The 24,559-nt window shown below is 71.2% G+C and carries 25 protein-coding genes; 13 read left to right on the top strand and 12 right to left on the bottom strand.

The window, feature by feature from the left end:
- Positions 1–28: 28 nt before the first annotated feature.
- The 8 genes from JMJ56_RS05865 to JMJ56_RS05830 all read right to left on the bottom strand — a co-directional run bounded on the left by JMJ56_RS05865 (position 29) and on the right by JMJ56_RS05830 (position 7,733).
- Positions 29–529 carry a GNAT family N-acetyltransferase gene (locus JMJ56_RS05865; RefSeq protein WP_202830626.1) on the bottom strand — a complete coding sequence of 167 codons (501 nt, stop codon included), beginning with the start codon at positions 527–529 and terminating at the stop codon, positions 29–31.
- Complete coding sequence (locus JMJ56_RS05860) at positions 526–1,800, bottom strand: MmgE/PrpD family protein (RefSeq protein ID WP_202830625.1); 1,275 nt, start codon at positions 1,798–1,800, stop codon at positions 526–528. Before JMJ56_RS05860 ends, JMJ56_RS05865 begins: the two co-directional genes overlap by 4 nt.
- A 12-nt stretch (positions 1,801–1,812) precedes the next feature.
- Complete coding sequence (locus JMJ56_RS05855) at positions 1,813–2,769, bottom strand: tripartite tricarboxylate transporter substrate binding protein (protein WP_202830624.1); 957 nt, start codon at positions 2,767–2,769, stop codon at positions 1,813–1,815.
- 36 nt (positions 2,770–2,805) lie between these two features.
- A complete protein-coding gene (locus tag JMJ56_RS05850) occupies positions 2,806–4,275 on the bottom strand; it encodes a class I adenylate-forming enzyme family protein (protein ID WP_202830623.1) in 1,470 nt (489 codons plus the stop codon).
- Positions 4,272–4,676, bottom strand: a complete 405-nt coding sequence (locus JMJ56_RS05845) for a PaaI family thioesterase (protein ID WP_043341524.1) — start codon at positions 4,674–4,676, stop codon at positions 4,272–4,274. Before JMJ56_RS05845 ends, JMJ56_RS05850 begins: the two co-directional genes overlap by 4 nt.
- Positions 4,673–5,677, bottom strand: a complete 1,005-nt coding sequence (locus JMJ56_RS05840; RefSeq protein WP_202830622.1) for a zinc-binding dehydrogenase — start codon at positions 5,675–5,677, stop codon at positions 4,673–4,675. The genes JMJ56_RS05845 and JMJ56_RS05840 overlap by 4 nt, the downstream gene beginning before the upstream one ends.
- A gap of 80 nt (positions 5,678–5,757) precedes the next feature.
- Positions 5,758–6,789: an L-idonate 5-dehydrogenase gene (locus JMJ56_RS35220; RefSeq protein ID WP_202830621.1), complete on the bottom strand. Its 1,032-nt coding sequence runs from the start codon at positions 6,787–6,789 to the stop codon at positions 5,758–5,760.
- Positions 6,786–7,733: a 2-hydroxyacid dehydrogenase gene (locus tag JMJ56_RS05830; RefSeq protein WP_236037424.1), complete on the bottom strand. Its 948-nt coding sequence runs from the start codon at positions 7,731–7,733 to the stop codon at positions 6,786–6,788. Before JMJ56_RS05830 ends, JMJ56_RS35220 begins: the two co-directional genes overlap by 4 nt.
- 47 nt (positions 7,734–7,780) lie before the next feature.
- Between JMJ56_RS05830 and JMJ56_RS05825 the strand changes: the two genes are divergently transcribed.
- The 10 genes from JMJ56_RS05825 (at position 7,781) to JMJ56_RS35215 (ending at position 16,778) form a co-directional block, all read left to right on the top strand.
- Positions 7,781–8,548 carry an SDR family oxidoreductase gene (locus tag JMJ56_RS05825; protein WP_202830620.1) on the top strand — a complete coding sequence of 256 codons (768 nt, stop codon included), beginning with the start codon at positions 7,781–7,783 and terminating at the stop codon, positions 8,546–8,548.
- A gap of 38 nt (positions 8,549–8,586) precedes the next feature.
- Positions 8,587–9,399 carry a transporter substrate-binding domain-containing protein gene (locus JMJ56_RS05820; protein WP_202830619.1) on the top strand — a complete coding sequence of 271 codons (813 nt, stop codon included), beginning with the start codon at positions 8,587–8,589 and terminating at the stop codon, positions 9,397–9,399.
- 3 nt (positions 9,400–9,402) lie between these two features.
- Positions 9,403–10,104 (top strand): amino acid ABC transporter permease, encoded by a 702-nt coding sequence (locus JMJ56_RS05815; RefSeq protein ID WP_202830618.1) that lies wholly within the window; start codon positions 9,403–9,405, stop codon positions 10,102–10,104.
- Complete coding sequence (locus JMJ56_RS05810) at positions 10,101–10,757, top strand: amino acid ABC transporter permease (RefSeq protein ID WP_202830617.1); 657 nt, start codon at positions 10,101–10,103, stop codon at positions 10,755–10,757. The genes JMJ56_RS05815 and JMJ56_RS05810 overlap by 4 nt, the downstream gene beginning before the upstream one ends.
- A complete protein-coding gene (locus JMJ56_RS05805) occupies positions 10,738–11,469 on the top strand; it encodes an amino acid ABC transporter ATP-binding protein (RefSeq protein WP_202830616.1) in 732 nt (243 codons plus the stop codon). The genes JMJ56_RS05810 and JMJ56_RS05805 overlap by 20 nt, the downstream gene beginning before the upstream one ends.
- 81 nt (positions 11,470–11,550) lie before the next feature.
- The gene (locus JMJ56_RS05800; RefSeq protein ID WP_202830615.1) at positions 11,551–12,723 is read left to right on the top strand and encodes a thiolase domain-containing protein; all 1,173 of its coding nucleotides are present in this window, start codon (positions 11,551–11,553) and stop codon (positions 12,721–12,723) included.
- A 6-nt stretch (positions 12,724–12,729) separates the two neighbouring features.
- Positions 12,730–13,128 carry a Zn-ribbon domain-containing OB-fold protein gene (locus tag JMJ56_RS05795; RefSeq protein ID WP_202830614.1) on the top strand — a complete coding sequence of 133 codons (399 nt, stop codon included), beginning with the start codon at positions 12,730–12,732 and terminating at the stop codon, positions 13,126–13,128.
- 64 nt (positions 13,129–13,192) lie between these two features.
- Entirely contained in the window at positions 13,193–14,002 is an 810-nt protein-coding gene (locus JMJ56_RS05790) for an enoyl-CoA hydratase (RefSeq protein WP_202830613.1), read from the top strand.
- Between the two features lie 13 nt (positions 14,003–14,015).
- On the top strand, positions 14,016–15,650 hold the full coding sequence (locus JMJ56_RS05785; RefSeq protein WP_202830612.1) for an acyl-CoA synthetase: 1,635 nt from the start codon (positions 14,016–14,018) through the stop codon (positions 15,648–15,650).
- A 57-nt stretch (positions 15,651–15,707) separates the two neighbouring features.
- A complete protein-coding gene (locus JMJ56_RS35215; RefSeq protein WP_202830611.1) occupies positions 15,708–16,778 on the top strand; it encodes a methyl-accepting chemotaxis protein in 1,071 nt (356 codons plus the stop codon).
- On the opposite strand, the gene JMJ56_RS05775 is transcribed toward JMJ56_RS35215, so the two are convergent.
- Positions 16,761–17,927: a multidrug effflux MFS transporter gene (locus JMJ56_RS05775; protein ID WP_202830610.1), complete on the bottom strand. Its 1,167-nt coding sequence runs from the start codon at positions 17,925–17,927 to the stop codon at positions 16,761–16,763. The two genes, JMJ56_RS35215 and JMJ56_RS05775, sit on opposite strands and share 18 nt — an antisense overlap.
- 328 nt (positions 17,928–18,255) lie before the next feature.
- Here JMJ56_RS05775 and JMJ56_RS05770 point away from each other — a divergent pair, with 328 nt between their 5' ends.
- On the top strand, positions 18,256–18,837 hold the full coding sequence (locus JMJ56_RS05770) for a malonic semialdehyde reductase (protein WP_202830609.1): 582 nt from the start codon (positions 18,256–18,258) through the stop codon (positions 18,835–18,837).
- Positions 18,838–18,876: 39 nt separating this feature from the next.
- Here JMJ56_RS05770 and JMJ56_RS05765 read toward each other — a convergent pair whose 3' ends face one another.
- The 3 genes from JMJ56_RS05765 to JMJ56_RS05755 form a co-directional block, all read right to left on the bottom strand.
- The gene (locus JMJ56_RS05765) at positions 18,877–20,163 is read right to left on the bottom strand and encodes an amidase (protein WP_202830608.1); all 1,287 of its coding nucleotides are present in this window, start codon (positions 20,161–20,163) and stop codon (positions 18,877–18,879) included.
- 152 nt (positions 20,164–20,315) lie between these two features.
- The gene (locus JMJ56_RS05760; RefSeq protein WP_202830607.1) at positions 20,316–21,749 is read right to left on the bottom strand and encodes a DegQ family serine endoprotease; all 1,434 of its coding nucleotides are present in this window, start codon (positions 21,747–21,749) and stop codon (positions 20,316–20,318) included.
- A 119-nt stretch (positions 21,750–21,868) separates the two neighbouring features.
- Positions 21,869–22,405, bottom strand: a complete 537-nt coding sequence (locus tag JMJ56_RS05755) for a fasciclin domain-containing protein (protein ID WP_202830606.1) — start codon at positions 22,403–22,405, stop codon at positions 21,869–21,871.
- 108 nt (positions 22,406–22,513) lie between these two features.
- Between JMJ56_RS05755 and JMJ56_RS05750 the strand changes: the two genes are divergently transcribed.
- Together JMJ56_RS05750 and JMJ56_RS05745 are read left to right on the top strand one after the other, a co-directional pair.
- Positions 22,514–23,182 carry a winged helix-turn-helix domain-containing protein gene (locus JMJ56_RS05750; protein WP_202830605.1) on the top strand — a complete coding sequence of 223 codons (669 nt, stop codon included), beginning with the start codon at positions 22,514–22,516 and terminating at the stop codon, positions 23,180–23,182.
- Positions 23,160–24,536: a sensor histidine kinase gene (locus JMJ56_RS05745; protein WP_202830604.1), complete on the top strand. Its 1,377-nt coding sequence runs from the start codon at positions 23,160–23,162 to the stop codon at positions 24,534–24,536. The genes JMJ56_RS05750 and JMJ56_RS05745 overlap by 23 nt, the downstream gene beginning before the upstream one ends.
- Positions 24,537–24,559: the final 23 nt, after the last annotated feature.

Raw genomic sequence — 24,559 nt, 5'->3', positions numbered from 1 at the left:
GGGCGTCGACGCTCTTGGTGAGTTTGCTCTAGCCCAGCCGCAGCGCCATCAGCACGTCGTCATAGTCGCGCCCTGCGACGCGGAGCGCCCGCTCCTCCCGCCCGTAGGTGCGGAAGCCAAAGCCTTCATAAAGCCGGATCGCCGCCTCGTTGCCGGCGGTGACAGTGAGCCGGACCTCCTCCACCGTCCCGCGCGCGGCCGCCAGCACCGCCCCGACCAAGGCAGCGCTGAGGCCGGTGCCGCGGGCTTCGGCCCGCACATAGACGCCCCAGAGCACGGCCTTGTGCCGCAGCTTGGCCGCTGCATGCCGCGTCAGCCCCGCCATCCCGAGCAGAGCCCCGTCCGGCGTCGCCACGGCCCAGACCTCGTTCGAAGCCAGCCTGTCCGCGAACCAGTCGAGCGGCCGCGCCGCTTCCTCGGCCCAGTCCGCGGCGAAGACCTCCGGATGCAGCCGCAGCGCCTCCAGCCGAAGCGACCGGAAGCCGGCGGCGTCATCGGGCCCGATGCGGCGTGGGGGGCCGCCCGTCATGGCCGGAAGGCCTCGAACAGCGCCGCCACGGAGCCGATGCGCCCCGGGTGCCGCGCCATCTCCCACATTGCCTCCCACCGCGCGCCATGGGTCGGCTCGACGCTGCGGCGGAATTTCTCCCGCAAGGCCGCCTCCGGCAGCGGCCGGTCCGGGTCGCCCGGCGTCCCGCACACCACCCGCTCCCGCACGCCGCCGTCCCGCATCCGCAGCGTCAGCCGGCACAGCCGCTCCGCCGGCAGCCGCGCCGTATAGGCCGGGTCCTCGATGACCCTGACCTTCGCCGTCAGCGCCCGTGTCGCCGGGTCGGCGATGGCCTCGGCAGAAAAGGCCTCGATCCAGGCATGCCCCCGCAGCATCCGCGTCGCCACGGTGAAGGGAATGGAGAAACGCCCGGCGATCGGCGCCACCGGCGCCCGCTCCGCCAGCAGCGCGGCGGAGGCGAAGGTCCCCACCTCGATCCCCTCGACCTGCCCGGGATCGACCGGTCCCTCCGCCAGCAGCAGCTCGATCGCCTCCAACGCCCCCTGCGTCTCCCGGCAGCAGCTGGCCTGTTTCAGGAAGCTCTCGAGGATGAACCAGCGCCCCTCCGCCTCCGCATAGGCCGCCGCATCGAAGGCCGAGCCGACCACCTCGCCGAAGACCACGGCGATGCCTCCCGGTTCCCCCGTCACCCCCGCCTCCAGCAGGTCGACTGCCAGCAGCCCGTTCTGCGCCGCCGCCCCGGCATAGATGTTGCGCACCGAGCCGCCCCGCAGCGAAGCCGTCGCGCTCGTCGCCAGCCCGAGGCTCGCCGCCAGCTCCAGCGCCGCCCGCGCCCGCCCCTCGTCATGGCCGCGCAGGCTGGCGACCGCCGCCGCCGCGCCGATCACCCCCCAGGTGCCATGCGGATGCGCCGCCGGCCGCAGCCGCGTGGCATGGCCGACCCGCGAACCTGCTTCGTAGCCGGCGATGACGGCCACCAGCAGCGCCTCGCCCGAGGCATCCCGCGCCGCCGCCTCGGCCAACGCCGGCGCCACCGCATGGATCGCCGGATGCCCGCCCGCGGGATAGTTCCCCTCGTCCAGCTCCACCGCCGTCCCCGCGAAGCCGGTGAGGAAGGCCGCCATCGGCACCGGCGCCGCGAGCCGCGTCCCGAGCAGCGGCACGCCCGCGCCGGCACGCCGCTCGGCCATCGCCCGCACCTCCGGCTGCGCCTGCCCGGCAACAATTGCGCCGAGCGTATCGGCCAGGATCAACCCGGCATGGTCGCAGACATGGTCGGGGATGGGCATGGGTGCGTCGCCTCAGTCGATCCGCGCCAGCTTGCCCTGCCGCACCAACCCCTGCCAACGCGCCACCTCGCCGGCATACCAGCGGCCGAACTCGGTGCCCCGCGCCGGCAGCGGCACCGCGCTCGCTTGGTGCAGCCTCTCCTGCACCGCGGGCGCGGCGAAGGCCCGCAGCAGCGCCGCCTCCAGCGCCCGCCGCGCCGGCTCCGGCGTGCCGCTGCGGGCGAAGAAGCCGAACCAGGTAAGGAATTCGAAGCCCGGCACCCCCGATTCGGCAATGGTCGGCACCGCCGGGAAGGCCGAGGCGCGTGCCGCCGCGCTGATCGCCAGCGCCCGCACCGCCCCCGCTGTCACCTGCCCGGCCGAACTGCCCATGACGTCGAGAAGGATGTCGACCCGTCGCGCGATCAGATCCGGATAGACGGCGCCGGAGCCGCGATAAGGCACATGCGTCAGCTCCACCCCCGCCTGCGCTGCGAGCAGCGCCCCGGCGAGATGGCTCCCCGTCCCCGGCCCGGAGGAGCCATAGGTGATCGCCCCCGGCCGCGACCGCGCCGACGCCAGCACATCGTCGAGGCTGCGATGGGGGCTGTCCGGTGAGACGACCATCAGGCTCGGGATGGCACCCAGCCCCGCCACCGGCACCAGGTCGCGCAACGGGTCGAAGCTCAGCCTCTGCAAGGCCGGCGCGGTCGAGAGCGAGATGGAGGCGAAGAGCAGCGTCGTGCCATCCGCCCGCGCCCCTTCCGCCACATGCGCCGCGCCGATATTGCCCCCGGCGCCCGGCCGCAGTTCCACCACCACGGACTGCCCCAGCGCCTCGCCCATGGCCGGGGCGATAGCGCGCGCCAGCACATCGGCCGAGCCACCCGGCGCATAAGGGACGATCATTACCACCGGATGGTCGGGCAGGTCCGCCGCCTGCGCCAGGGCAGGCGCGACGGCGAGGGCGAGCAGCGTGCGTCTCTTCAAGGTCGTCATCCTCCCGGCTGGAGCGACGGCCGTTTCCTACCCCGGCTGGTTCAGGCCTTCGCGCGCCCAGGCGGCGAGCTGCGCCTTGTCGATCTTGTTGGTCCCCATCAGCGGCAGAGCCTCGACGAACCAGATGCGCCTCGGGTGCATATAGGCTGGCGCATGGGCAAGGGAATGCGCCTTCAGCGCCGCCTCATCCACCACTGCCCCCGGCCTGCGGACGACGAAGGCAACCGGCTTGGTGCCCTTGATGTCGTCGGGCACGGGGATGACGGAGGATTGCTCGACGGCCGGATGCGTCTCCAGCACCTTCTCCACCTCGCTCGGGAAGATGTTCTCCCCGCCCGAGATGAACATGTCGTCCACGCGCCCGACCACGGTGAAGAAGCCATCCCCGTCCACCGAGAAGACATCGCCGGTGACGTAGTACCCGTCCGACGTGACCGGCGGCCTGAGGTCCGGCCGGTTCCAGTAGCCGTTCATCATGCCGGGGCATTTCTGCTCCAGCACATCCTGCGCGTTGAGGCGAAGCTCCACCGCCGGATGCGGATACCCGACCGAGAGCGGCGGCGTCGGGATGCCATCCGGATGCGGCCCGAAGACCACCGGCCCGCATTCCGTCGTGCCATAGCCGTTGACGAACCTGGACTGCGGGAAGGCCGCCCTGATCGCCGCGAGCAGCGCCGGCGAGGTCGGCGCCGAGCCGCAGCGCACATGCCGCACGCAGGAAGTGTCCGTCGCCGCCAGCAACTCGCGTTCCTGCAGCAGCATCGCCATCATCGGCGGTACGCCGGTGATCCAGGTGACGCGATGCTCGCCGATCGCGTGGATATAGGCCCGCGCCTCGAATTGCGGCAGCAGCACCACGGTGATATGCGCGGCCGAGGCGAGCTGCGCGAGGGCCAGCCCGTTCATGTGGTAAAGCGGCGCCGCGATCAGCGCCCGCTCCTGCCGCATGTCGGCCCCGGCCAGCCGCTGCTCCACCACCCAGAGATGCGACTGGTGCGACAGCACCACGCCCTTCGGCCGCCCCGTCGAGCCGGAAGTATAGAGGAACAGCGCCGGCTCCGCCGGCTCCGGCACCACCGCCTCGAAGGGCCCGGGATCGAGCAGCGCCTCCCACTCCGGCCCGCCCATGACGATGCCGCCCGGCACCGCCCCGCGCCGTGCCTCGTCGATGAAAACGAGGCTCGCGCCGCTGTTCTCCAGCACGTAGTCGAGTGTCGCCTTCGGGAAACGCCAGTTGACCGGCACCGCGACCAGCCCCGCCCGCATCGCGCCGTTCAGCGCCGCCAGGAATTCCGCCGAATTGGCCGCGAGGATGCCGACGCGGTCGCCACGCTTGAGCCCCCGCCGCAGCAGCCCGCGTGCTACGGCATCGCACGTCGCATCCAGCGCGGCGTAGCTGATGTGCCGCGCCTTGCCGGTCGAGAGGTCGATGAGCGCCGTCTTCTCCGCATCCGCGGCCGGGTCGATCAGCGCGCCGAGGTTGCGGAAGCCGGTCACTTCGGCGGGGCGGTGAGGTAGACGCCGCGGCCCGAGGCGCAGAGCTTGCCGTCGAGGTCGAAGATCGACGCCTCGGCGACCGAGAACATCCCGCCCTGCCGCACGATCTTTCCCTTGCAGATCAGGTCACCCGGCATGGCCGGCCGGTGGTAGTCCACCCGCATGTCGACGGTCGGGATGCCCCGCCCCAGCTCCGCGCCGAGCGCCCAGTCGGCCGCGAGATCGACCAGCGCGGCGAGGATGCCGCCATGGGTGTAGCGCCGGTCCGGGTTCACCACCCATTCCTCGCGCCAAGTGGCACGGATCTCGATCTCGCCGCCGCCGAAGGAGACCACCTTCAGCCCGAGCCACTGGTGGTAGGGCGCGCGGGTGACGAGCGCCTGGACCTCCTCGAGCGTCATGGCGTCACCACCACCTTGCCCATCACCTTTCGGTCGCGGATGAGCGACAGCCCCTCGGCCGCCTGCTCCAGCGGCAGCACCTTGTCGATCACCGGCTTCATCTTCCCCTGCTGGATCAGGTCCATGAGCGAGATGAAGTCCTCATTGTAGAAGCTGTTGCTGCCGATCACCTGCAACTCGAAGGTCCAGATGAAGCGCAGGTCCTCCTTCGGGTCGAAGCCCGCCGTCGCGCCGCAGACCAGAATCTTGCCGCCCCGCTTCACGCAGCGCAGGCCCGGCCCCCAGGTCTCGCCCCCGGTGTAGTTGACGAGCACGTCGACGCCGCCCTCGTAGCTCCGCCGCTGCGGCTTGCCGAAGCGCTCGATCGCCCATTTGGAGAAATCGACCGATCTGTAGTCGATCGCCTCGTCGGCGCCGATCTCCAGCATGCGCCGGCACTTCTCCTCGCCGCCGGCGGCGGCCACCACATAGGCGCCCAGCTGCTTCGCCAGCAGCACGCAGCCCGTGCCGACGCCGCCCGATGCACCGAGGATCAGCACATTGTCTCCCGCCTTGATCGTCTTGTGCGTCACGATCATCCGGTGCGCCGTGCCGTAGGCGACCGGCAGCGCCGCCGCCTGCTCGAAGCTGACGCCTTCCGGCAGGCGGATCAGCTGGTCGGCGGCGACGAGGCAGTATTCCGCCATGCCGCCATCCAGCATCTCGCCCATCAATCCCTTCTTCTTGTTGATGGGATTGACCAGCACCCTGTCACCTGGCGCCCAGCCCGTGACCTCCGGCCCCACCTCGGCGATCTCACCCGCCATGTCGAGGCCGATGACGACCGGCATCGGCACCTTGATGCCCGGCATGCCCTTTACGGTGAAGACGTCATGATAGTTGAAGGAGGAGGCGCGGACGCGGATGACGACATGCCCCGGCACCGCCTGGGGCGTCGGAAAGTCGCTCTCCAGCGCCAGCACATCGAGGTCGCCATGCTGGCGGAGTACGAGGGCTCGCATCGTCCCGGACCATCCTTCTTCGGCTTGGCCGGAAGACTGCGACGGGCGCGGCCGGGAATCAACCCGCCACACCCACCGCCTCAGAACGCCAGCTGCACCTTCATCGCCCGGCTCTTGTCGGCGGCCAGCTCGAAGGCCGCGACGGCGTCGGCCACCGGCATCGTCGCGGTCAGCAGCGGCGTCGGGTCGATGTCGCCGCGCGCCAGCACATCGACGGCGAGGGCGAACTCCTCATGGAAGCGGAAGGTGCCGCGCAGCGAGACCTCCTTCGCCACCAGCGCCGAGAGCGGCAGGCCGACATCCCCGCCGAGGCCGAGTTGCACGATCACCGCCCCCGGCCGCGCCGCCTGGATCGCCGAGGCCAGCGCCGCGCCGCTGCCGGACGCCTCGAAGACAACGTCGAAATGCCCCTTGTCGAGCGTATAGGGCAGTAGTCCGTCCGGGTCCTCGCTCATCGAGAGCGTGCGGTCCGCGCCCATGCGCCGCGCCGTCAGCAGCGGGGTCGAGTGGAGGTCCGTCACCACCACCTCCCTTGCCCCGGCATGCCGGGCGACGGCGATGGCGAGGTTGCCGATCGGTCCCGCTCCCGTCACCAGCACCCGCGCGCCCAGCATCGGCCCCGCCTGCCGCCCGGCATGCAGGCAGACGGCGAGCGGCTCGGCGAAGGCGGCGAGCTCCGGCGCCATCCCCTCCGGCAGCGGCACGGCGCGCGCCGCTTCGCAGACCAGCAGCTCGGAGAAGCCGCCCTGCACATGCGGCATCCGCATCGCGCTGCCGTAGAAGCGCATGTCGAGGCAGTGGTTCGGCCGTCCGGCGAGGCAGTGCCGGCAGGCGCCGCAGGGCAGGCTCGGATTGACCGCGACGGCCTGGCCCGGCGAGAGCCCCGGCACCCCCTGTCCCAGCGCCTCGATCACGCCCGCGATCTCATGCCCCAGCACCATCGGCTCGCGCAGCCGGACGGCACCGAAGCCGCCATGCAGGTAGTAATGCAGGTCGGATCCGCAGATGCCTCCCGCCTTGATGCGGATGGCGACTTGGCCGGGGCCCGGCGCCCCCGCCTCGCGCTCCTCGACGCGAAGATCCTTCGGCGCGTGGATGACGACGGACTTCACGGCCTGATCTCCGTTGGCAGGGGCCGGCCGGCGAAATGCGCGGCCAGGTTCTCCTGCATCAGCGCACCCATGGCACGGCGGGTTTCCACCGTGCCGCTCGCCGCATGCGGGGCGAGGACGACATGCGGGAAGCTGGCGAATTCCGCGTCGATCGCCGGCTCGTTCCAGAACACGTCGAGCCCGGCCGCGGCGATGCGCCGGCTGCGCAACGCCTCCACCAGCGCCGGCTCGTCCACCACCGAGCCGCGGCTGACATTGACGAAGATCGCCCCCGGCCGCAGCGCCTCGATCGCCGCGCGGTCGATCAGCCCCTGCGTCGTCGGCCCGCCCATGGCGCAGCAGACGAGTATGTCGACCTCCGGCGCCAGCGCCGCCGGACTCGGGTAGAACGTGTAGGGCACGTCCGGCTTCGGACTGCGGCCGCTGTAGCTGATCGCCATCCCGAAGCCCTTGGCCCGCTTCGCCACCGCCGAGCCGATCCGCCCGAGCCCGACGATGCCCATCCGCTTGCCCCAGACCCGCGTGGTCAGCGGCATCGAGCCCTCCCTTACCCAGGACCCGTCCCGCACCCAGGCATCGGCGGCCGGGATGCGCCGCGCGGCGGCCAGGAGCAGGCCGAAGGCGAGGTCCGCCACATCCTCGGTCAGCACGTCGGGCGTGTTGGTCACCGGGATGCCGCGTTTCGCGCAATAGGCCCGGTCGATCGCATCCACGCCCACGCCGTAGCAGGCGACGATCCCGAGCTGCGGCAGCCGGTCCATCAGCGCGGCGGAGGCGCCGATCTCGCCCTTGGTCACGATGCCGCGGATCGCCGCCCCATGCTCGGCGATGAAGGCGTTCTCGTCCGGCGCCTCGTGGAGCAGGCGGAGGGTATAGCGCTCGGCCATGGGCTCCAGGTCCCAGTCCGGCAGGACGCCCATCACCAGAAGCTCCGGCTTGTCCAACTGCGCCTCCCCTGCAACTGTCCGGCCTGCTGTTAGGGGATGGGACCATGTCGCTCAAGCTCTTCGACCTCACCGGCCGGCTGGCGCTCGTCACCGGTTCCAGCCAGGGCATCGGCCTCGCCCTGGCCCGGGGCGTCGCGGAGGCGGGCGCCCGGGTGGTCCTGAACGGCCGCGACGCGGCGAAGCTGGAGCGCGCCGTCGCCAGTCTCCGCGCCGACGGCCTCCAGGCCGAGACCGCCGCCTTCGACGTCACCGACCCGGCGGCTGTCGAGGCGGGCGTCGCCGCCATCGAGGCCGGCACGGGTCCCATCGACATCCTGTTCAACAACGCCGGCGTCAACCTCCGCGGCCCGCTCGACGAGATGCCGGACGAGACCTGGCGCGCGGTGATGTCCACCAACCTCGACAGCGCCTTCTACTGCGCCCGCGCCGTCGCAAAGCGGATGATCCCGCGCGGCCGCGGCAAGATCGTCAACACCTGCTCGGTGATGAGCATGCTCGGCCGCCCCGGCACCGGCCCCTACACCGCTACCAAGGGCGCGCTGGGGATGCTGACCAAGGCCATGTGCGCCGACTGGGCGAAGCACGGCATCCAGGCCAACGGCATCGCGCCGGGCTATTTCAGCACCGAGCTGACCGCCCCCCTTCGCGCCAACCGCGAATTCGACGACTGGCTGTGCAAGCGCACCCCCGCCGGCCGCTGGGGCGAGCTGCCGGAACTGGTGGGCGCCGCCATCTTCCTGGCCTCCGACGCCTCGGCCTATGTCAACGGCCACCTGCTCTATGTTGACGGCGGGCTGACAAGCGTGGTCTGACAGCGGCCGAGGAAGCCGGATACGGGGGAGGAACGACAATGATCACGCGCCTTGGATTGTTCGCCGCGGCGGCCACGCTGCCCGGCCTCGCCTTCCTCTCGCGGGAAGCCCAGGCGCAGCAGTCCGGCCCCATCACCACCGCCGACATCATCAAGCGCGGCAAGGTCCGCATCGGCGTCGTCACCGGCGCGCCGCCCTTCGGCATGGTGGACGCCACCGGCAACGCCGTCGGCTACGACCTCGATGTCGCAGCCCTCCTCGGCAAGTATCTCGGCGTGCCGGTCGAGATCTCCTCCCTGACCCCGCCGTCGCGCATTCCGGCGCTCGAGGCCGGCCGCGTCGACTTCCTCTGCGCGACGCTCGGCGCCACGCCGGAGCGCGCCCGCTCGGTGATGTTCACCATGCCCTACAGTGCCTTCCGCATGGTGGTGATGGCGAAGAAGGACAGCCCCATCGCCAAGATCGAGGACCTCGCCGGCAAGCGCGTCGGCGTCCCCCGCGGCACGCCGCAGGAACAGGCTCTGCTGCGACGCGCGCCGCGCGGCACCAATGTCGTCCGCTTCGAGGATGACGCGACCTCCGCCCAGGCGCTGATCGTCGGCCAGGTGGACGCGGTCGGCATCCCCGACACCATCGGCGGCGACATCGCCAAGGGCCGGCCCGAGGCGGGGCTCGAGGCGAAGTTCACCCTGTTCAACCAGCCGAACTGCATGACGGTCCGCAAGGACCAGTTCGAGCTGCGGCAGTGGCTGCAGAACACCATCTACTTCATGAAGACCAGCGGCGAGCTGGACGACATCTCGAACAAGTGGACCGGCAGCCCGCTGCCCGCCGACCTCCCCGTTTTCTAGGCGGTGAACGGCTTCCAGTTCCAGTTCAGCCCGGTCTTTGCCCGCAGCGACGTGCTGCTGGAGGGGCTGTGGCTGACGCTGCAGCTCTCCGCCATCGGCATCTCGCTCGGCGCGCTGCTCGGCATCCTGCTGGCGATGCTGCGCGGCCTCGCGCCGCGGGCGCTGCGCTGGCCGGTCGATGCCTATGTCGAGCTGGTGCGCAACACGCCCTTCCTGGTGCAGCTTCTCATCATCTTCTTCGGCCTGCCCTCGATCGGCGTTAAGCTGACGGCCGAGCAGGCGGCGATCGGCGCCATCGTGCTCAATCTCGGCGCCTACTCGACCGAGATCGTCCGCGCCGGCATCGAGAGCGTGCATAAAAGCCAGATCGAGGCCGGGCTGTCGCTGGCCATGACGCGCTGGCAGGTCTTCCGCCATGTCGTCATCGCGCCCGCGCTGGCACGCGTCTGGCCCTCGCTCTCCAGCCAGTTCGTGCTGATGATGCTCTCCACCTCGGTCTGCTCCTTCATCTCCGTCCAGGAGCTCTCCGGCACGGCGGCGAATGTCGAGAGCGACACCTTCCGCAGCTTCGAGGTCTACATCACCGTCACTGCCATCTACCTGGCGCTCGCCCTCGTCATGCGGGGCCTGCTGGCAATGCTGGGCGCGGTGCTCTTCCCGAAGGGCTCCGGCCTCGGGCGCCTGCGGACGCAATCCGGCCGATGATCCGCACCTTCTCGGAATCCGAGTTCCTTTTCATCGTCGCCTCGGCGCGCTGGACGCTGCTGCTGACGCTGCTCTCGCTGCTGCTCGGCGGACTTCTCGGCTTCATCGTGGCGCTGGCGCGGACCTCGCAGCTCGCCCCGCTGCGGATGCTGGCCGCCGGCTGGATCGGCATGATCCAGGGCATCCCGGTGCTGATGCTGCTTTTCCTGTCCTATTACGGGCTCTCGATGGGCGGCGTCGACATGCCGCCCATCGTCGCCGCCTCGGTCTCCATGGCGATCTATGCCAGCGCCTATCTCGGCGAGATCTGGCGCGGCTCCATCCAGTCCGTCGCCTGGCAGCAATGGGAGGCCTCGGCCGCCCTGGCGATGTCGCGGGCGCAGCAATACCGCTACGTCATCCTGCCCCAGGCGGTGCGCATCGCCGTGGCGCCGACGGTCGGCTTCATCGTGCAGCTGGTGAAGAACACCTCCATCGTCTCGATCATCGGCGTGGTGGAGCTGGCCCGCGCCGGCAACCTCGTCAACAACGCCACCTTCGCCCCCTTCAAGGTCTTCGGCACGGTGGCGGCGACCTATTTCATCATCTGCTGGCCGATCTCGCTGCTCGCGCGGCGGCTGGAAGGAAGGCTCAATGCCCGTCGTTCAGGTTGAGGGCGTCCGCAAGAGCTTCGGCGCGGTGGAGGTGCTGAAGGGCATCGACCTGACGGTGGAGCGCGGCGAGGTCATCGCCATCATCGGCCGCAGCGGCTCCGGCAAGTCGACTCTCCTTCGTTGCATCAACGGGCTGGAAGGGATCCAGGCCGGCAGCATCGAGGTCTCGGGCCACAAGCTCGACGCCTCCGGCCGGGGCCTCCGCGAGCTGCGCAAGGATGTCGGCATCGTCTTCCAGAGCTACAACCTCTTCCCGCATCTCCGCGTCGGCGAGAACATCATGCTGGCGCCGCGCGTCGTCCTCGGCGTCGGCAAGGCGGAGGCACGGCAGCGGGCCGAGGAAGCGCTGGCCGAGGTCGGCCTCGCCGAGCGCTTCGAGGCCTGGCCGGACAACCTCTCGGGCGGCCAGCAGCAGCGCGTCGCCATCGCCCGGTCGCTGGCGATGAAGCCGAAGGTGATGCTCTTCGACGAGGTGACCAGCGCCCTCGACCCGGAACTGACCGGCGAGGTGCTGGCGACCATGGAGCGGCTGGCGGAGCACGGCATGACCATGCTGCTGGTCACGCACGAGATGGCCTTCGCCCGCCGCGTGGCGACGCAGACCATTTTCATGCACCAGGGCAAGGTCTGGGAGGTCGGGCCCTCCGAGCGGCTGTTCGGCGCCCCCCAGACGCCGGAGCTGCGGCAGTTCCTTGGCACGGGGCTGAAATAGCGCCCGCCCCGGCTTGACGGGGGCGCGGCTTGGTAGAACGCTAAGCAGGCTATCGATCGAAGAGGGAGGGCGTCCAGCCCCATGAGCATCAACGGCAAGGCCTATATCGTCGGAGCCTTCGAGCACCCGACCCGCAAGGCCGACGACAAGTCCGTGGCGCAGCTCCATGCCGAGGTCGCCTATGGCGCCTTGCAGGATGCCGGCCTCACCAAGGACGATGTCGACGGCTTCTTCTGCACCGGCGCCGCCCCGGGCCTCGGCCCGCTGAACATGGCGGACTATCTCGGGCTGACGAAGCTCCGGCATTTCGACAGCACCGATGTCGGCGGTTCCTCCTATGTCATGCATGTCGGGCATGCGGCGGAGGCCATCTCCATGGGCCTCTGCGACATCGCCCTTGTCACGCTGGCTGGCCGCCCCCGCGCCGAGGCGATGGCGACCGGCACGGCGCCGCGCAGCTGGGGCGTCAACGTCCCCGACGACCCCTTCGAGATCCCCTACGGCCGCACCGTCGCCAATGCCTATGCGCTCTGCGCCATGCGGCACATGCATGAGTTCGGCACCACCTCGGAGCAGCTTGCCTGGATCAAGGTGGCCGCCAGCCACCATGCCCAGTGGAACGAGCATGCGATGCTCCGCAAAGTGGTCACCGTCGAGGACGTCGTGAACTCCCCGATGGTCTCCGACCCGCTGCACCGCCTCGACTGCTGCGTCATCTCCGATGGCGGCGGCGCCCTCATCATCACCAAGCCGGAAATCGCCAAATCGCTGAAGCGGCCGCTGGTGAAGGTGCGCGGCCATGGCGAGGCGACCAAGAACCAGAATGCCGGCTATACCGACCTGACCTATTCCGGCGCCCGCTGGTCCGGCCCGCGCGCCTTCGAGGAGGCCGGCTGCCGGCCTGCGGACATCCAGTACGCCTCGATCTATGACAGCTTCACCATCACCGTGCTGATGCAGCTCGAGGACCTCGGCTTCTGCGAGAAGGGCCAGGGCGGCAAGTTCGTCGCCGACGGCAACCTCATCTCCGGCGTCGGAAAGCTGCCCTTCAACACCGATGGCGGCGGGCTCTGCAACAACCACCCGGCTAATCGCGGCGGCATGACCAAGGTGATCGAGGCGGTGCGCCAGCTCCGCGGCGAGGCCCACCCCAAGGTCCAGGTCCCGGGCTGCACGCTCGCGCTGGCGCATGGCACGGGCGGCCTGCTCGGCACCCGCCATGGCAGCGCCACCGTCATCCTCGAGCGGGAGTAATCGATCATGGCAACGCCTGCTTCCAACCGCGCCCTCCCGGCCATCGCGGTCGACCCGACCAACAAGCCCTATTTCGACGCGGCCCGCGAAGGCCGCCTGCTGATCGGGCTCTGCAAGGATACCGGCAAGCATTTCTGGTACCCGCGCGGCTGCTCGCCCTTCACCCTCTCGAACAATGTCGAGCTGGTGGAGGCCAAGGGCACCGGCACGGTCTACACCTACACGGTGATGCGGACAAAGGAGCCTTACTGCGTCGCCTATGTCGAGCTGGACGAGGGCGTGCGCATCTTCACCAACATCGTCGATTGCGACCTCGATGAGGTCCGCATCGGCCAGAAGGTGAAGGTGGTGTTCAAGCCGACCCAAGGCGACAGCCCGCCGGCGACCATGTTCACGCCGGCCTGACAAAGGCGGCTTTGCCGCCGCCGCCCTCCCTGGCAATATGGCCCATATTGCCAGGGAGGCAGCGATGGCCAGCACGGGCGACAACACGCCCCCGGTGACGCGCCGCGACGAAGGCGCCGTCGCCATCATCACCCTCGACCGTCCGGCAGCGCGCAACAGCCTGTCCCGCGCCATGCTGGCCGCCTTGCAGACGGCGCTTGACAGCGTCGCGGTGGAGGACGGCATCCGTGCCGTGGTAATCGCGGCCGAGGGCCCTGCCTTCTCCGCCGGCCATGACCTGAAGGAGATCACGGCCCGTCGCGCCGACCCGGATGGCGGCGCGGCCTTCTTTGCCGAGACCATGGCGGCCTGCGGCGCGGTGATGCAGCGCGTCGTCGCCCTGCCCCAACCTGTGGTCGCCGCGGTCGAGGGCATCGCCACCGCCGCCGGCTGCCAGCTCGCCGCCAGCTGCGACCTGGTGGTGGCCGCCGCCTCCGCGAAATTCTGCACGCCCGGCGTTGATATCGGCCTGTTCTGCTCGACGCCGGGCGTGGCGCTGGCCCGCGCCGTGCCGCGCAAGCCAGCGATGGAGATGCTGCTGCTCGGCGAGATGGTCCCGGCGGAGGAGGCGCATCGCATGGGCCTCGTCAACCGAGTCGTCCCCGCGGGCACGGCGCTGGCGACGGCGCTGGAGCTGGCGCAGCGCATCGCCTCCCGCTCCGCCGTCGCGGTGCGGATGGGCAAGCGCGGCTTCAACGCGCAGGCCGCGCTGCCGCTCGCCGAGGCCTACGAGGCGGCCGGACGGGTGATGGTGGAGAACCTGCTCGCCGAGGATGCGGCCGAGGGGATCGGCGCCTTCATCGGCAAGCGCCGGCCGGAATGGCGGCATCGCTGAGGAGGATCGCCCGATGGCCGCCGCGGATTACGAGACCGGGCTGGAGCGCTGCCCCGCCAACCACCAGCCGCTGACGCCGCTGCTCTTCCTCGAGCGCGCAGCGGCGACCTTCCCCAACCACGTTGCGGTGGTGCACGGCGCGCTGCGCCGGCCTTACCGCGAACTCCACGCGCGCTGCCTGCGCCTCGCCTCGGCGCTTGCCGCGCGGGGCATCGGCCACGGCGACACGGTGGCCGCGCTGTTGCCCAACACCCCGGCCATGGTCGAGGCGCATTACGGCGTGCCGATGGCCGGCGCCGTGCTCAACACCATCAACACCCGGCTCGATGCCGACACGATCGGCTATATCCTGAGGCATGGCGAGGCGAAGGCCATCCTGGCCGACCGTGAATTTGCCCCCGTGCTGCGCGCGGCACTCGCCATCAGCGGCGCCTCGCCCCTCGTCATCGAGGTCGACGATCCGGAGGCGCCGGAGGCGGCACGCGCCGAGACCCTCGGCGGCCTCGACTACGAGGCACTGCTGGCTGAGGGCGACCCCACCTTCGCCTGGTCGATGCCGGCGGATGAATGGGATGCGATCGCGCTTAACTACACGTCCGGCACCACCGGTCGGCCGAAGGGCGTCGTCTACCACCACCGCGGCGCGCAGCTTCTCGCCACCGGCAACGTGCTTTCGGCCAGCATGGCGCGGCACCCGGTCTATCTCTGGACCCTGCCGATGTTCCACTGCAACGGCTGGTGCTTCCCCTGGACGGTCTGCGCCGTCGCCGGCACCCATGTCTGCCTGCGCGCGGTGCGCGGCCCGGCGATGTGGGCGCTGATGGCCGAGCATGGCGTGACCCACATGTGCGGCGCCCCCGTCGTCATGGCGACGCTGCTCGACACGCCGGAGGACGGGAAGCGCCCCCTTCCCCACCAGGTGCAGTTCGTCACCGCCGGCGCGCCGCCGCCCGAGGCGGTGCTCGGCCGTATGCGCGAGGCGGGCTTCGCTGTCCTCCACGTCTACGGCCTCACCGAATGCTACGGCCCCGCGGTCGTCAACGAGTGGAACCGCGCCTGGGATTCCCTTCCCGCCCCTGATCAGGCCCGGCTGATGGCCCGCCAGGGCGTCCGCTACCTCGCCCTCGAATCCCTCGACGTGCTCGACCCGGCGACGATGCAGCCCGTCCCCGCCGATGGCACGACCATGGGTGAGGTGATGATGCGCGGCAACGTCGTGATGAAGGGCTACTTCAAGGACCGCGCCGCGACCGAGGCCGCCTTCGCCGGCGGCTGGTTCCACACCGGCGACCTCGCGGTGAAGTATCCGGACGCCTACATCCAGCTCCGCGACCGCTCGAAGGACATCATCATCTCCGGCGGCGAGAACATCTCCTCCATCGAGGTGGAGGACGCGCTCTACAAGCACCCCGCCGTCGCACTCGCCGCCGTCGTCGCCCGCCCCGACGACAAGTGGGGCGAGGTGCCCTGCGCCTTCGTCGAGCTGAAGCCGGGTGCCACGGCTGGCGAGGCGGAGCTGATCGCCCATTGCCGCGAGCGCATGGCCGGCTTCAAGGCGCCCAAATCCATCCTCTTCACCGAGCTGCCGCGCACCAGCACCGGCAAGATCCAGAAGCACATCCTCCGTGCCCAGGCCCGCGGCGGCTGAAACCCGGCGTTAACCGCCGGGCGCCACACTCGGCGGCAGGGAATCGGGAATGCCGCCATGAATGGAATGCAGGTCACCGAGGAGGCCGCCACGCCCGAGCGCGTGCTTGCGCTTGCCGAACAGGCGGAGGCGCTGGCGGCCGGCAAGGTTCGCGCCATCCAGTCCATCACCGGCCAGACCCGCATCCTGGCGCTCAACGCCACCATCGAGGCCGCACGCGCCGGCGAGCAGGGCCGCGGCTTCGGCATCGTCGCCGGCGAGGTGAAATCCGTCGCCGCCGAGGTCGCCCGCCTCGCGGCGGAGATGGATGGCGAACTGCGCGGCGCCTTCACCGCCCTTCGCCGCATCGGCGCCCGCATGGCCGAGGAGGTCGGTGGCCAGCGGCTGGTCGACCTGGCGCTGAACGCCATCGAGATCATCGACCGCAACCTCTACGAGCGCAGCTGCGACGTGCGCTGGTGGGCAACCGATGCGGCGGTGGCGGAGGCGGCCGCCGACCCCTCCCCGCCGCGCCTCGCCCATGCCGAGCGACGCCTCAATGTCATCCTCTCGGCCTATACCGTCTATCTCGACCTCTGGCTCTGCGACCTCTCCGGCCGCGTCATCGCCCATGGCCGGCCTGATCCTTACCCCGGCCTCCGCGGCCATATGGCCGGCGGCGCGCCCTGGTTCCGCGCCGCGCTGGAGACGGCGAGCGGCGACGACTACGCCGTCACCGACATCGCCCGCTGCGCCCCGCTCGGCGACGCCCCGGTCGCCACCTACGCCGCCGCTGTGCGCGAGGGCGCCACCGCCCAAGGCCGCCCGACCGGCGTGCTCGGCATCCATTTCGACTGGGCCCCGCAGGCCGAGGCGGTGGTGCGGGGCGTCCGCCTCTCGCACGCCGAGCGCGCCCGCACCCGCGTGCTGCTGCTCGATGCAGCCGGCCGAGTGCTGGCCGCATCCTCCGGCGGAGGCGTGCTGACCGAGACGATCCGGCTGGACCATGGCGGCCGCGAGGCCGGCGCCTACCGCGATGCCGAAGACCGAGCCATCGGGTTCCACCGCACTCCCGGCTACGAGACCTATCGGGGCCTCGGCTGGTACGGCGTGCTCATCCAGGACCCGCCCTCAGCGCACCAGGACTAGCCGGCTCAGCAGCCCCGCCAGTGCCGCGAGCGCCATCACCACGGCCATCGGCACCGCCGTTCCGTTGTACAACGCCCCGACCAGCGCGCCCGTCAGCGCCCCACCGCCGAATTGCAGCGTGCCGATCAGCGCCGAGGCGCTCCCCGCCGAGCGCCCCTGCGAGGCCATGGCCAGCGCCGCGGCGATCGGCATCACCATCCCGATGCTGGCGACATAGACGAAAAGCGGAACGGCGATGCCCCAGAAGCTCCCCGTCCCCGAAAGCGCCGCCATCGCGACGCCCGCCCCCGCCATCGCGCAGAGCCCCCAGAGCAGCACCCGCTCCGGCGGATGCCGCTGCGACAGCATCGCGTTCAGCTGCGAGACGCCCATGATGCCGAGCGCATTCGCCCCGAAGAGCAGCCCGTACTGTCCCGGAGCGATGCCGTGCAACTCCATGAAGACGAAGGGCGAGCCGGTTATGTAGGCGAACAACCCCGCCATCGGCAGCACGCCCGAGAGCACCAGCCCCATGAAGCGCCGTGTGCCGAGCATCCGCCCATAGACCATCAGCACCCCGGCCAGCCCCTCCCGCCGCCGCCGGTCGGGCGGCAGCGTCTCCGGCAGAACCAGCCCCACTACCAGGGCGAGGCCGAGCCCATAGGCCACCAGCGCCCAGAAGATCATCCGCCAGCCGCCCCAGCCGAGCAGCACCCCGCCCAGCGAGGGCGCCAGGATCGGCGCCAGCGTCACCACCAGCATGAGGCGCGACATGAGTCGGATCGTCTCGGTCCCCTCGGTGACATCGCGCACGATGGCCCGCGCCGTCACCATCCCCGCGCAGCCGCCAAGCCCCTGGATGAAGCGCCACACCGCCAGCCACCCGACCTCCTTGGTCAGCCCGCAGCCAATGGAGCCGAGGACGAAGATGCCTAGCCCGGCCAGCAGCGGCAGCCGCCGCCCAAACCGGTCCGTCAGCGGCCCGAAGGCGAGCTGCGCCAGCGACATTCCGGCGAAGAAGCTCGCCAGCGTCGTCTGCACATGCGCCGCATCCGTCCCGAGCCCGGCGGCGATGGCCGGGAAGGCCGGCAGGTACATGTCCGTCGACAGCGGCCCGAAGGCTGACATGGCGGCGAGGACGAGGACGAAGAGGGGCGTGACACGCGGCATGGGTATGGGTTAGCACTCAATGCTGCACTGCACCATCACTCGGTCACGCAGGCCCGGCGGCAAGCGTGCCTGCGCGGCTGAAGGGCGTGCCGTGGCGTTCATCCTCAATGGTATGCCGCGTCCCCGGCCGGATTTCCTCGCGCAGGAAGCAGCGATGCGTGGCGGGAGGATGGATTTCAGCGCCGCCAGTGGCCGGTCTTCGAGAGGTCGCGCCCGGGCCCGGAAAAGTTGAATTATAACGAAACGAACGCCGGCGGCACCGGCGCCTGGACCGGTGACGGGGCCGCCTCCAGCGTCTATGCAGGAGGCAAAGAAGGAGACCCTGACGATGCTCGACCAGGCCACCATCGACGCGCTCTTCCTCAAGGCGCGCACCCAGAACAAATGGACCGACCAGCCCGTCTCCGAGGCCGAGCTGCGGCAGATCTACGACATCCTTAAGATGGGCTCGACCTCGGCCAACTCCTCGCCGGCGCGCTTCGTCTTCGTCACGACGCAGGCGGGCAAGGAACGCCTCGCCCCTTGCCTCTCCTCCGGGAACCTTGCCAAGACGATGAGCGCCCCGGTCTGCGTCATCGTGGCGCAGGACATGAAATTCTACGAGAAGCTGCCGCAGCTCTTCCCGCATGCCGATGCCCGCTCCTGGTTCACCTCCAGTCCGGAGCTGGCGGCGGAGACCGCCTTCCGCAACGCAACGCTGCAAGGTGCCTACCTGATGATGGCGGCCAGGCTCATCGGCCTCGATGTCGGCGCCATGTCCGGCTTCGACAAGGCGAAATGCGACGAGGCCTTCTTCGCCGGCACCACGGTGAAGTCCAACTTCCTCGTCAATCTCGGCCATGGCGACCCGAGCGGCGTCTTCGACCGCCTGCCGCGCCTCTCCTTCGAAGAGGCCTGCACCATCGCCTGACGCGACGGCCGGGGAGGCCAGCCCCTCCCCGGCATGCCCTCAGCGCGGGTCGATCACCGGCCCCACCAGCGCCGCCACGTCGAGCAGCGCCGCATCGCCGAAGCGCGGCCCGACGATCTGCACGCCCACCGGCATCCCATGCGGCCCCGTCGTGCAGGGGACGGCGATGCAGGGCACGTGCAGCAGCGTCCACATGCTGTTGAAGACTGGGTTGCCGGTATCCTGCCGCCCGAGCGGCGCCTCGCCCACCGCGGCCGGCGTCAGCACCGCGTCGAAGTGCGGGAAGAGCGCGTCGAACAGCTTCCGGCAATCGGCCGCCAGGTTGTAGGCCCCGGCCAGCTGCGCCCCGCTGATCCCGGCGAAATTCTCGACGCGGTCGCGGAAGTCGGCATGCAGCAGGCCGGGCGCCGCGACATATTCCTGCAGGAAGGCGCCGCGCCCCTCGCCGAGCAGCACCACCCGCTGCGCCTCGGTGATGCCCTCGAAGGCCTGCGGCAGCGCCAGCGGCTCGACCGCCGCCCCGGCCTCCTCCAGCCGCCGTCCGGCCAGCTCCAGCGCCGCCCGCGACTCCGGCGCCGCCAGGTGCCAGTTCGGCCCGCCGCAGAGACCGATCCGCAGCTCGCGCAGTCCCTTCCCCAGAGGCTGGTCGAGATCGAAGAGGCGGAAGGCCTCCGCCACCAGCCGCAGGTCCTCCGGCGCCCTTCCGTACCAGCCGATGGTGTCGAGCGTATGCGCGTAGCGCTTCGCCCCCTCCGTGCTGACCGCCCCATGCGTCGGCTTCATCGCGTAGATGCCGCAGAAGGAGGCCGGGCGAATGGTGCTGCCCCCGGTCTGGGTGCCGAAGGCGAGCGGCACCATCCCGTCCGCGACCGCCGCTGCCGAGCCGGAAGAGGAGCCGCCCGGCGTCCGCGCTGCGTCACGCGGGTTGCGGGTCAGCGCTCGGCGCCCGGCCGCGGCGAATTCCACCGTGTCGGTCTTGCCGAGGATCACCGCCCCCTCGCCGCGGGCGATGCCGACGCAGGCCGCATCCCGCCCCTGCCGCAGCCCCTGGTAGATCGGTGAATTATAGGTGGTCGGCATGTCCGCCGTCTCGATCATGTCCTTCACGCCGACCGGCAGCCCGTGCAGCGCGCCCATCGTATGGACCTTGTCCACTTCGCGGGCGTTGGCGATGGCGAGGCGCGGGTCGAGGAAGGTCCAGGCCTTCACCACCGCTTCCCGCTCGGCGATGCGCTCGAGGCAGGAGCGGGTTAGCGCCTCGGCGGTGAGGCGGCCCTCGCGAAGCTTCGCGGCGGCGGTGGCGGCGGTGAGCTGCCAGGGTTCCATGCCTCGTCCTCTCGGCTGGGATGCGGGTCGCCGCCCGCCATGCGCGCCCGGCGGCCCGGCGTCAATGCGCCAGGCCGCCCTGCATGGCCAGAGGATGCAACGCCCATGCCGGTAGGCGCCAGGGAAGCGTTTTCCCTCCCCGGCCCCGGCCCTCAGCCCGCCTTCAGCGGCAGGGCGATGAAGGCCCGCCCACCCTCGCGCTCGATCTGCAGCGCGATGGCCGGCTTGTTGGCCTGCCGGGCGGCGCCCACGGCCTCCGCCACGTCGCGCGGCCCGTTCACCGCCCGGTCCCCGGCGCGGAGGATGACATCGCCCGGTTGCAGGCCCTGGCTGGCGGCCACGCTGTCCGGCTGCACTCCGGCGACCACCGCGCCATGCCCGCCGCGCTCATTCGGCGCCAGCGCCAGGCCGAGATTGCCCGAGGACCGGGCCTCCCCGGCGGCGCCCTTGGCCTCCTGCTGGCCCGGGATGGCGATCAGCGTCACCCGCCGCTCCACGGGCTTGCCGTCGCGCAGCAGGGCCAGGGTGACGGTCGCCCCCGGCCGTTGCTCGCCCACCGCCTCGGCCAAGTCGCGTGGCACGACGACCGCATGGCCGTTCACCCCAGTGACGACGTCGCCGCTCTGCACTCCCGCCCTGGCCGCCGGCCCGTCCGGCTCCACCGCGCCGATCAGCGCGCCCCTGCTGTCAGGAAGGCCGAGCGCGCTCGCCAGCGTCGGGTCGATCCGCTGCGTGGAGACGCCGAGCCAGCCGCGCTCCACCCGCCCATGCTCCTTCAGCTGCGCCACGACCGACTGCGCAAGCGAGGCGGGGATCGCGAAGCCGATGCCGATATTGCCGCCCGAGGGCGAGAAGATCGCCGCATTCACTCCGACCACCTGGCCCTGCGCATCGAACAGCGGCCCGCCGGAGTTGCCCGGGTTGATCGAGGCATCGGTCTGGATGAAGTCGTCATAGGGCCCGGCGCCGATCTGCCGCCCGCGCGCCGAGACGATGCCCGCCGTCGCCGTCCCCCCGAGGCCGAAGGGATTGCCCATGGCCAGTACCCATTCGCCGACGCGGAGCTTGTCGCTGTCGCCGAAGGCGACGGTCGGCAAGTTGCCGCCGGCCTCGATCTTGATGAGGGCGAGATCGGTCTTCGGGTCGGTGCCGACCACGCGGGCCGGCAGCTGCCGCCCGTCGGCCAGCTCCACCTTCACCGAATCCGCCTGGCCGACCACATGGTTGTTGGTCACGACATAGCCGGCCGGGTCGATGATGAAGCCGCTGCCCTGGCCCATGACCCGCCGCTCGGCCGGGCCCTGGCGCTGCTGGAAGAAGCGCTCGAAGGGCGTGCCGCGCAGCTCCGGCGGCACCTGCGCCGGCGTCGCCTCGGTATGGCCGGTGATGCTGATGCGCACGACCGCCGGCGCCACCCGCGCGGCGAGGTCGGCGAAGTCCGGCCCGACCGGGCGCGGCAGCGCGACGGCCGTCGCTGGCTGGCTGGCCGATTGGGCCGTCGCCGGCGGGGTGAAGGGTGTCAGCGCCGTGGTGCCGAGCGCCAGCGCGAGCGCGCCGCCTGCGAGGATCTTGGTGATGCGGGGCATCGATTGGGGCTCCTTCCTGAGGGGCGGCCGCTCCGGGCGACCGCCATGCCCTCATCAAAGCCCCGCGCACCTGCGGGCTTCCTGCCCCGAACCATACGGATCGGTATGGTCGGCCCGGCTCAGCGCACGAGCACGCGGCCGGCGATATGGATCACGCCGTTGCTGCACGGGATGTCGGCCTGCACCACATGCGCCGGCTCGATCTCGCGGATCCCGCCCGCGCCGAAGCCGCCGCGCTCAGGCACCAGCGTGTACTGCGCATCCGTCCCGCGCTGGATCAGCAGCATGTTGCCGTTGCGGGTCCTGACCGTCCTGCGGTCGCGCCCTGCCACCTCCTGGGCGAGGTGCCGCCCGTCGATCATCTGCGCATTGACCACGGACGGCCCCCGCACCGGGTCGAAATCGGCGCCGGGCTGCGAGCCCGTCAGGTCGTTGCGGATACTCACCGGCACCCGCGCGATCGCGCCGTTGTCGGGCGCGAGGATGGTGAAGGGTCCGCTGCCGTGCAGCAGCTCGGACTGGCCGGTACGGTTCGGCGCATCGACGACGCTGCTGAGCCGCGAGTCGTTCGCCATCACCTGCAGGCAAACCTGGGCACGGGCGGCACCGGCGCCGAGCAGCAGCCCGGCGGCGGCGAGGAGGGGGAGGTGTCGCATGAGCGGATTCCTTCTCCGCATCCGGGGCAGAAGCTCCGCCCTGCGAGGGAGTTCGCATACGATCCACCTCTGCCTATTGTCCCGCCGAGGATGGGGGGCCGGGACAGCGTGAAGATCCTTCTGGTCGAGGACGATGCGGAGACGGCCGGCTTCATCCGCCGCGGCCTGACCGAGGCCGGGCATGTGGTCGACCACGCCGCCGACGGGCCGGACGGCCTTCACCTGGCCATGCAGGCGAGCCATGACGTGCTGGTGGTGGACCGCATGCTGCCGCGGCTGGACGGCCTCGCCCTGGTCCGCGCCCTCCGCGCCGCCGGGCTGCGCACCCCCGTCCTGTTCCTCACCGCCCGCACCGGCGTCGGCGACCGGGTCGAGGGGCTGGAAGCGGGCGCCGACGACTATCTCGGCAAGCCCTTCGCCTTCGCCGAGCTGATGGCCCGGCTCAACGCCCTCGCCCGCCGTCCGCCCATGGCGACGGAAGCGACGGCGCTCCAGGTCGCCGATCTGGAGATGGACCTTCTCCGCCGTCAGGTCACCCGCGCCGGCCGGCGCATCGAATTGCAGCCGCGCGAGTTCCGCCTGCTCGAATACCTGATGCGCCGCGCCGGCCAGGTGGTGACGCGGACCATGCTGCTGGAAGGCGTCTGGGACTTCCATTTCGACCCGAAGACCAGCGTGGTCGAGACGCATGTGAGCCGTCTGCGCGCCAAGCTTGGCGAGCCTCCGCTCATCCACACCATGCGCGGCGCCGGCTATGCCATCCGCGCATCGGACTGAGCGCGCGACGCGCTGGTGGCGCACCACCGCCTTCCGCGTCACCCTGCTGCACCTGCTGCTGACGCTGCTCGGCACCGCGGCGCTCTCCGGCATCGCCTGGTGGGCGACCACCGGCTACGCCCTGCGCCAGCTGGCGCAGGAGGTCGACCGCGACAGCGGGTTGCTGGTCCAGGCCGCTCGCCTCGGCGGTCAGCGCTCCGTCGCACTCTCGCTTGAGGCGCGGCTCGCCGCCGACCGCAGCGGCACCCAATACTTTTTGCTCGCCGGGCCGGCGGGCGAGCGCCTCGCCGGCAACCTCGCCAGCGCGCCTGAATCCCCCGGCTGGGCCAGCCTCCGCCTCGAAGCCGCCGGGGAGGCCGACCCGGCCGAGCTGCTCGCCCTCGGCACCCCGCTCCCCGGCGGCGGCTTTCTCGTCGTGGCGCGCGACGTGGCACCGGTCCGCCAGCTCGAATCGCTCCTGCTCGGCGCCGCCGGCTGGGTCGGCGGCGGCGCGGCGCTGCTCGGCCTGCTCGGCGGCCTGCTGATGGGACGGGGCGTGACCCGCCGCGCCGCTGCCATGGATGCCGCCCTTGCCCGCGTCGAGGCCGGGGAGATCGGCCACCGCCTCCCGATCCGCCCCGGCGGCGACGAGTTCGACCGCCTGGCGCGCCGCATCAACGCCGCCCTCGACCGGGTGCAGGGGCTGATGCAGGCGCTGCGCCAGGTGACGGACGACATCGCCCATGACCTCCGCACCCCCCTCACCCGCCTGCGCGGCCGGCTGGAAGCCGCCCTCCGCGCCGACGACGCCACCGCCTGGCGGCCGGCAACCGAGGCCGCGCTGCGCGACTGCGAGCAGCTCCTTGAAGTCTTCGCCGCGCTGCTCCGCATCGCCCAGGTCGAGGGCGGCGCCCGCCGCGCCGGCTTCGCCGCCCTCGACCTCAGCGCCCTCGTCGCCACCGTCGCCGAGGTTTACGCCCCCGCCGCCGAGGAGCGCGGTCAGCGGCTGGAGGCCGACATCCCCCCTGGCATCCACGGCTTCGGCGACCGCGAGCTGCTGACTCAGGCCCTCGCCAACCTGCTGGAGAACGCGGTGAAGCATGGCCGCGAGGGCGGCCGCATCCGCCTCGCCCTCAGCCCCGGCCGGGTGCTCACCGTGGAGGATGACGGCGAAGGCATCCCCCCCGGCGAGCGCGAGGCCGTGCTCCGCCGCTTCCACCGGCTGGACGCCGCCCGTAGCCGCCCCGGCGCCGGGCTCGGCCTCGCCCTGGTCGCGGCGGTGGCGGAGCTGCATGGCGCCCGCCTCACCCTCGGCGATGCCGGATCGGGCCTCCGGGTGGAGCTCGCTTTGCCCGCCGCCCCGCCCGGCCCATAGTGCGGGCATGACGGATCGGGAGC

Origin of the sequence: Belnapia arida, from assembly GCF_016773205.1 — a bacterium.
Lineage (GTDB): Bacteria > Pseudomonadota > Alphaproteobacteria > Acetobacterales > Acetobacteraceae > Belnapia > Belnapia arida.
Note: the sequence above shows the minus strand (reverse complement) of the source record. Positions and strands in the feature narration are given on the sequence as shown.

What these genes read in the sequence shown, in the direction of transcription:
- JMJ56_RS05795 (WP_202830614.1), top strand. Translation starts at nt 12,730, where the DNA reads ATGGCAACGCCTGCTTCCAACCGCGCCCTCCCGGCCATCGCGGTCGAC.
- JMJ56_RS05800 (WP_202830615.1), top strand. Translation starts at nt 11,551, where the DNA reads ATGAGCATCAACGGCAAGGCCTATATCGTCGGAGCCTTCGAGCACCCG.
- JMJ56_RS05845 (WP_043341524.1), bottom strand. Translation starts at nt 4,676, where the DNA reads ATGACGCTCGAGGAGGTCCAGGCGCTCGTCACCCGCGCGCCCTACCAC.
- JMJ56_RS05760 (WP_202830607.1), bottom strand. Translation starts at nt 21,749, where the DNA reads ATGCCCCGCATCACCAAGATCCTCGCAGGCGGCGCGCTCGCGCTGGCG.
- JMJ56_RS05840 (WP_202830622.1), bottom strand. Translation starts at nt 5,677, where the DNA reads ATGCGAGCCCTCGTACTCCGCCAGCATGGCGACCTCGATGTGCTGGCG.
- JMJ56_RS05745 (WP_202830604.1), top strand. Translation starts at nt 23,160, where the DNA reads ATGCCATCCGCGCATCGGACTGAGCGCGCGACGCGCTGGTGGCGCACC.
- JMJ56_RS05825 (WP_202830620.1), top strand. Translation starts at nt 7,781, where the DNA reads ATGTCGCTCAAGCTCTTCGACCTCACCGGCCGGCTGGCGCTCGTCACC.
- JMJ56_RS35215 (WP_202830611.1), top strand. Translation starts at nt 15,708, where the DNA reads ATGAATGGAATGCAGGTCACCGAGGAGGCCGCCACGCCCGAGCGCGTG.
- JMJ56_RS05810 (WP_202830617.1), top strand. Translation starts at nt 10,101, where the DNA reads ATGATCCGCACCTTCTCGGAATCCGAGTTCCTTTTCATCGTCGCCTCG.
- JMJ56_RS05785 (WP_202830612.1), top strand. Translation starts at nt 14,016, where the DNA reads ATGGCCGCCGCGGATTACGAGACCGGGCTGGAGCGCTGCCCCGCCAAC.
- JMJ56_RS05765 (WP_202830608.1), bottom strand. Translation starts at nt 20,163, where the DNA reads ATGGAACCCTGGCAGCTCACCGCCGCCACCGCCGCCGCGAAGCTTCGC.
- JMJ56_RS05820 (WP_202830619.1), top strand. Translation starts at nt 8,587, where the DNA reads ATGATCACGCGCCTTGGATTGTTCGCCGCGGCGGCCACGCTGCCCGGC.
- JMJ56_RS05755 (WP_202830606.1), bottom strand. Translation starts at nt 22,405, where the DNA reads ATGCGACACCTCCCCCTCCTCGCCGCCGCCGGGCTGCTGCTCGGCGCC.
- JMJ56_RS05770 (WP_202830609.1), top strand. Translation starts at nt 18,256, where the DNA reads ATGCTCGACCAGGCCACCATCGACGCGCTCTTCCTCAAGGCGCGCACC.
- JMJ56_RS05790 (WP_202830613.1), top strand. Translation starts at nt 13,193, where the DNA reads ATGGCCAGCACGGGCGACAACACGCCCCCGGTGACGCGCCGCGACGAA.
- JMJ56_RS05775 (WP_202830610.1), bottom strand. Translation starts at nt 17,927, where the DNA reads ATGCCGCGTGTCACGCCCCTCTTCGTCCTCGTCCTCGCCGCCATGTCA.
- JMJ56_RS05805 (WP_202830616.1), top strand. Translation starts at nt 10,738, where the DNA reads ATGCCCGTCGTTCAGGTTGAGGGCGTCCGCAAGAGCTTCGGCGCGGTG.
- JMJ56_RS05860 (WP_202830625.1), bottom strand. Translation starts at nt 1,800, where the DNA reads ATGCCCATCCCCGACCATGTCTGCGACCATGCCGGGTTGATCCTGGCC.
- JMJ56_RS05865 (WP_202830626.1), bottom strand. Translation starts at nt 529, where the DNA reads ATGACGGGCGGCCCCCCACGCCGCATCGGGCCCGATGACGCCGCCGGC.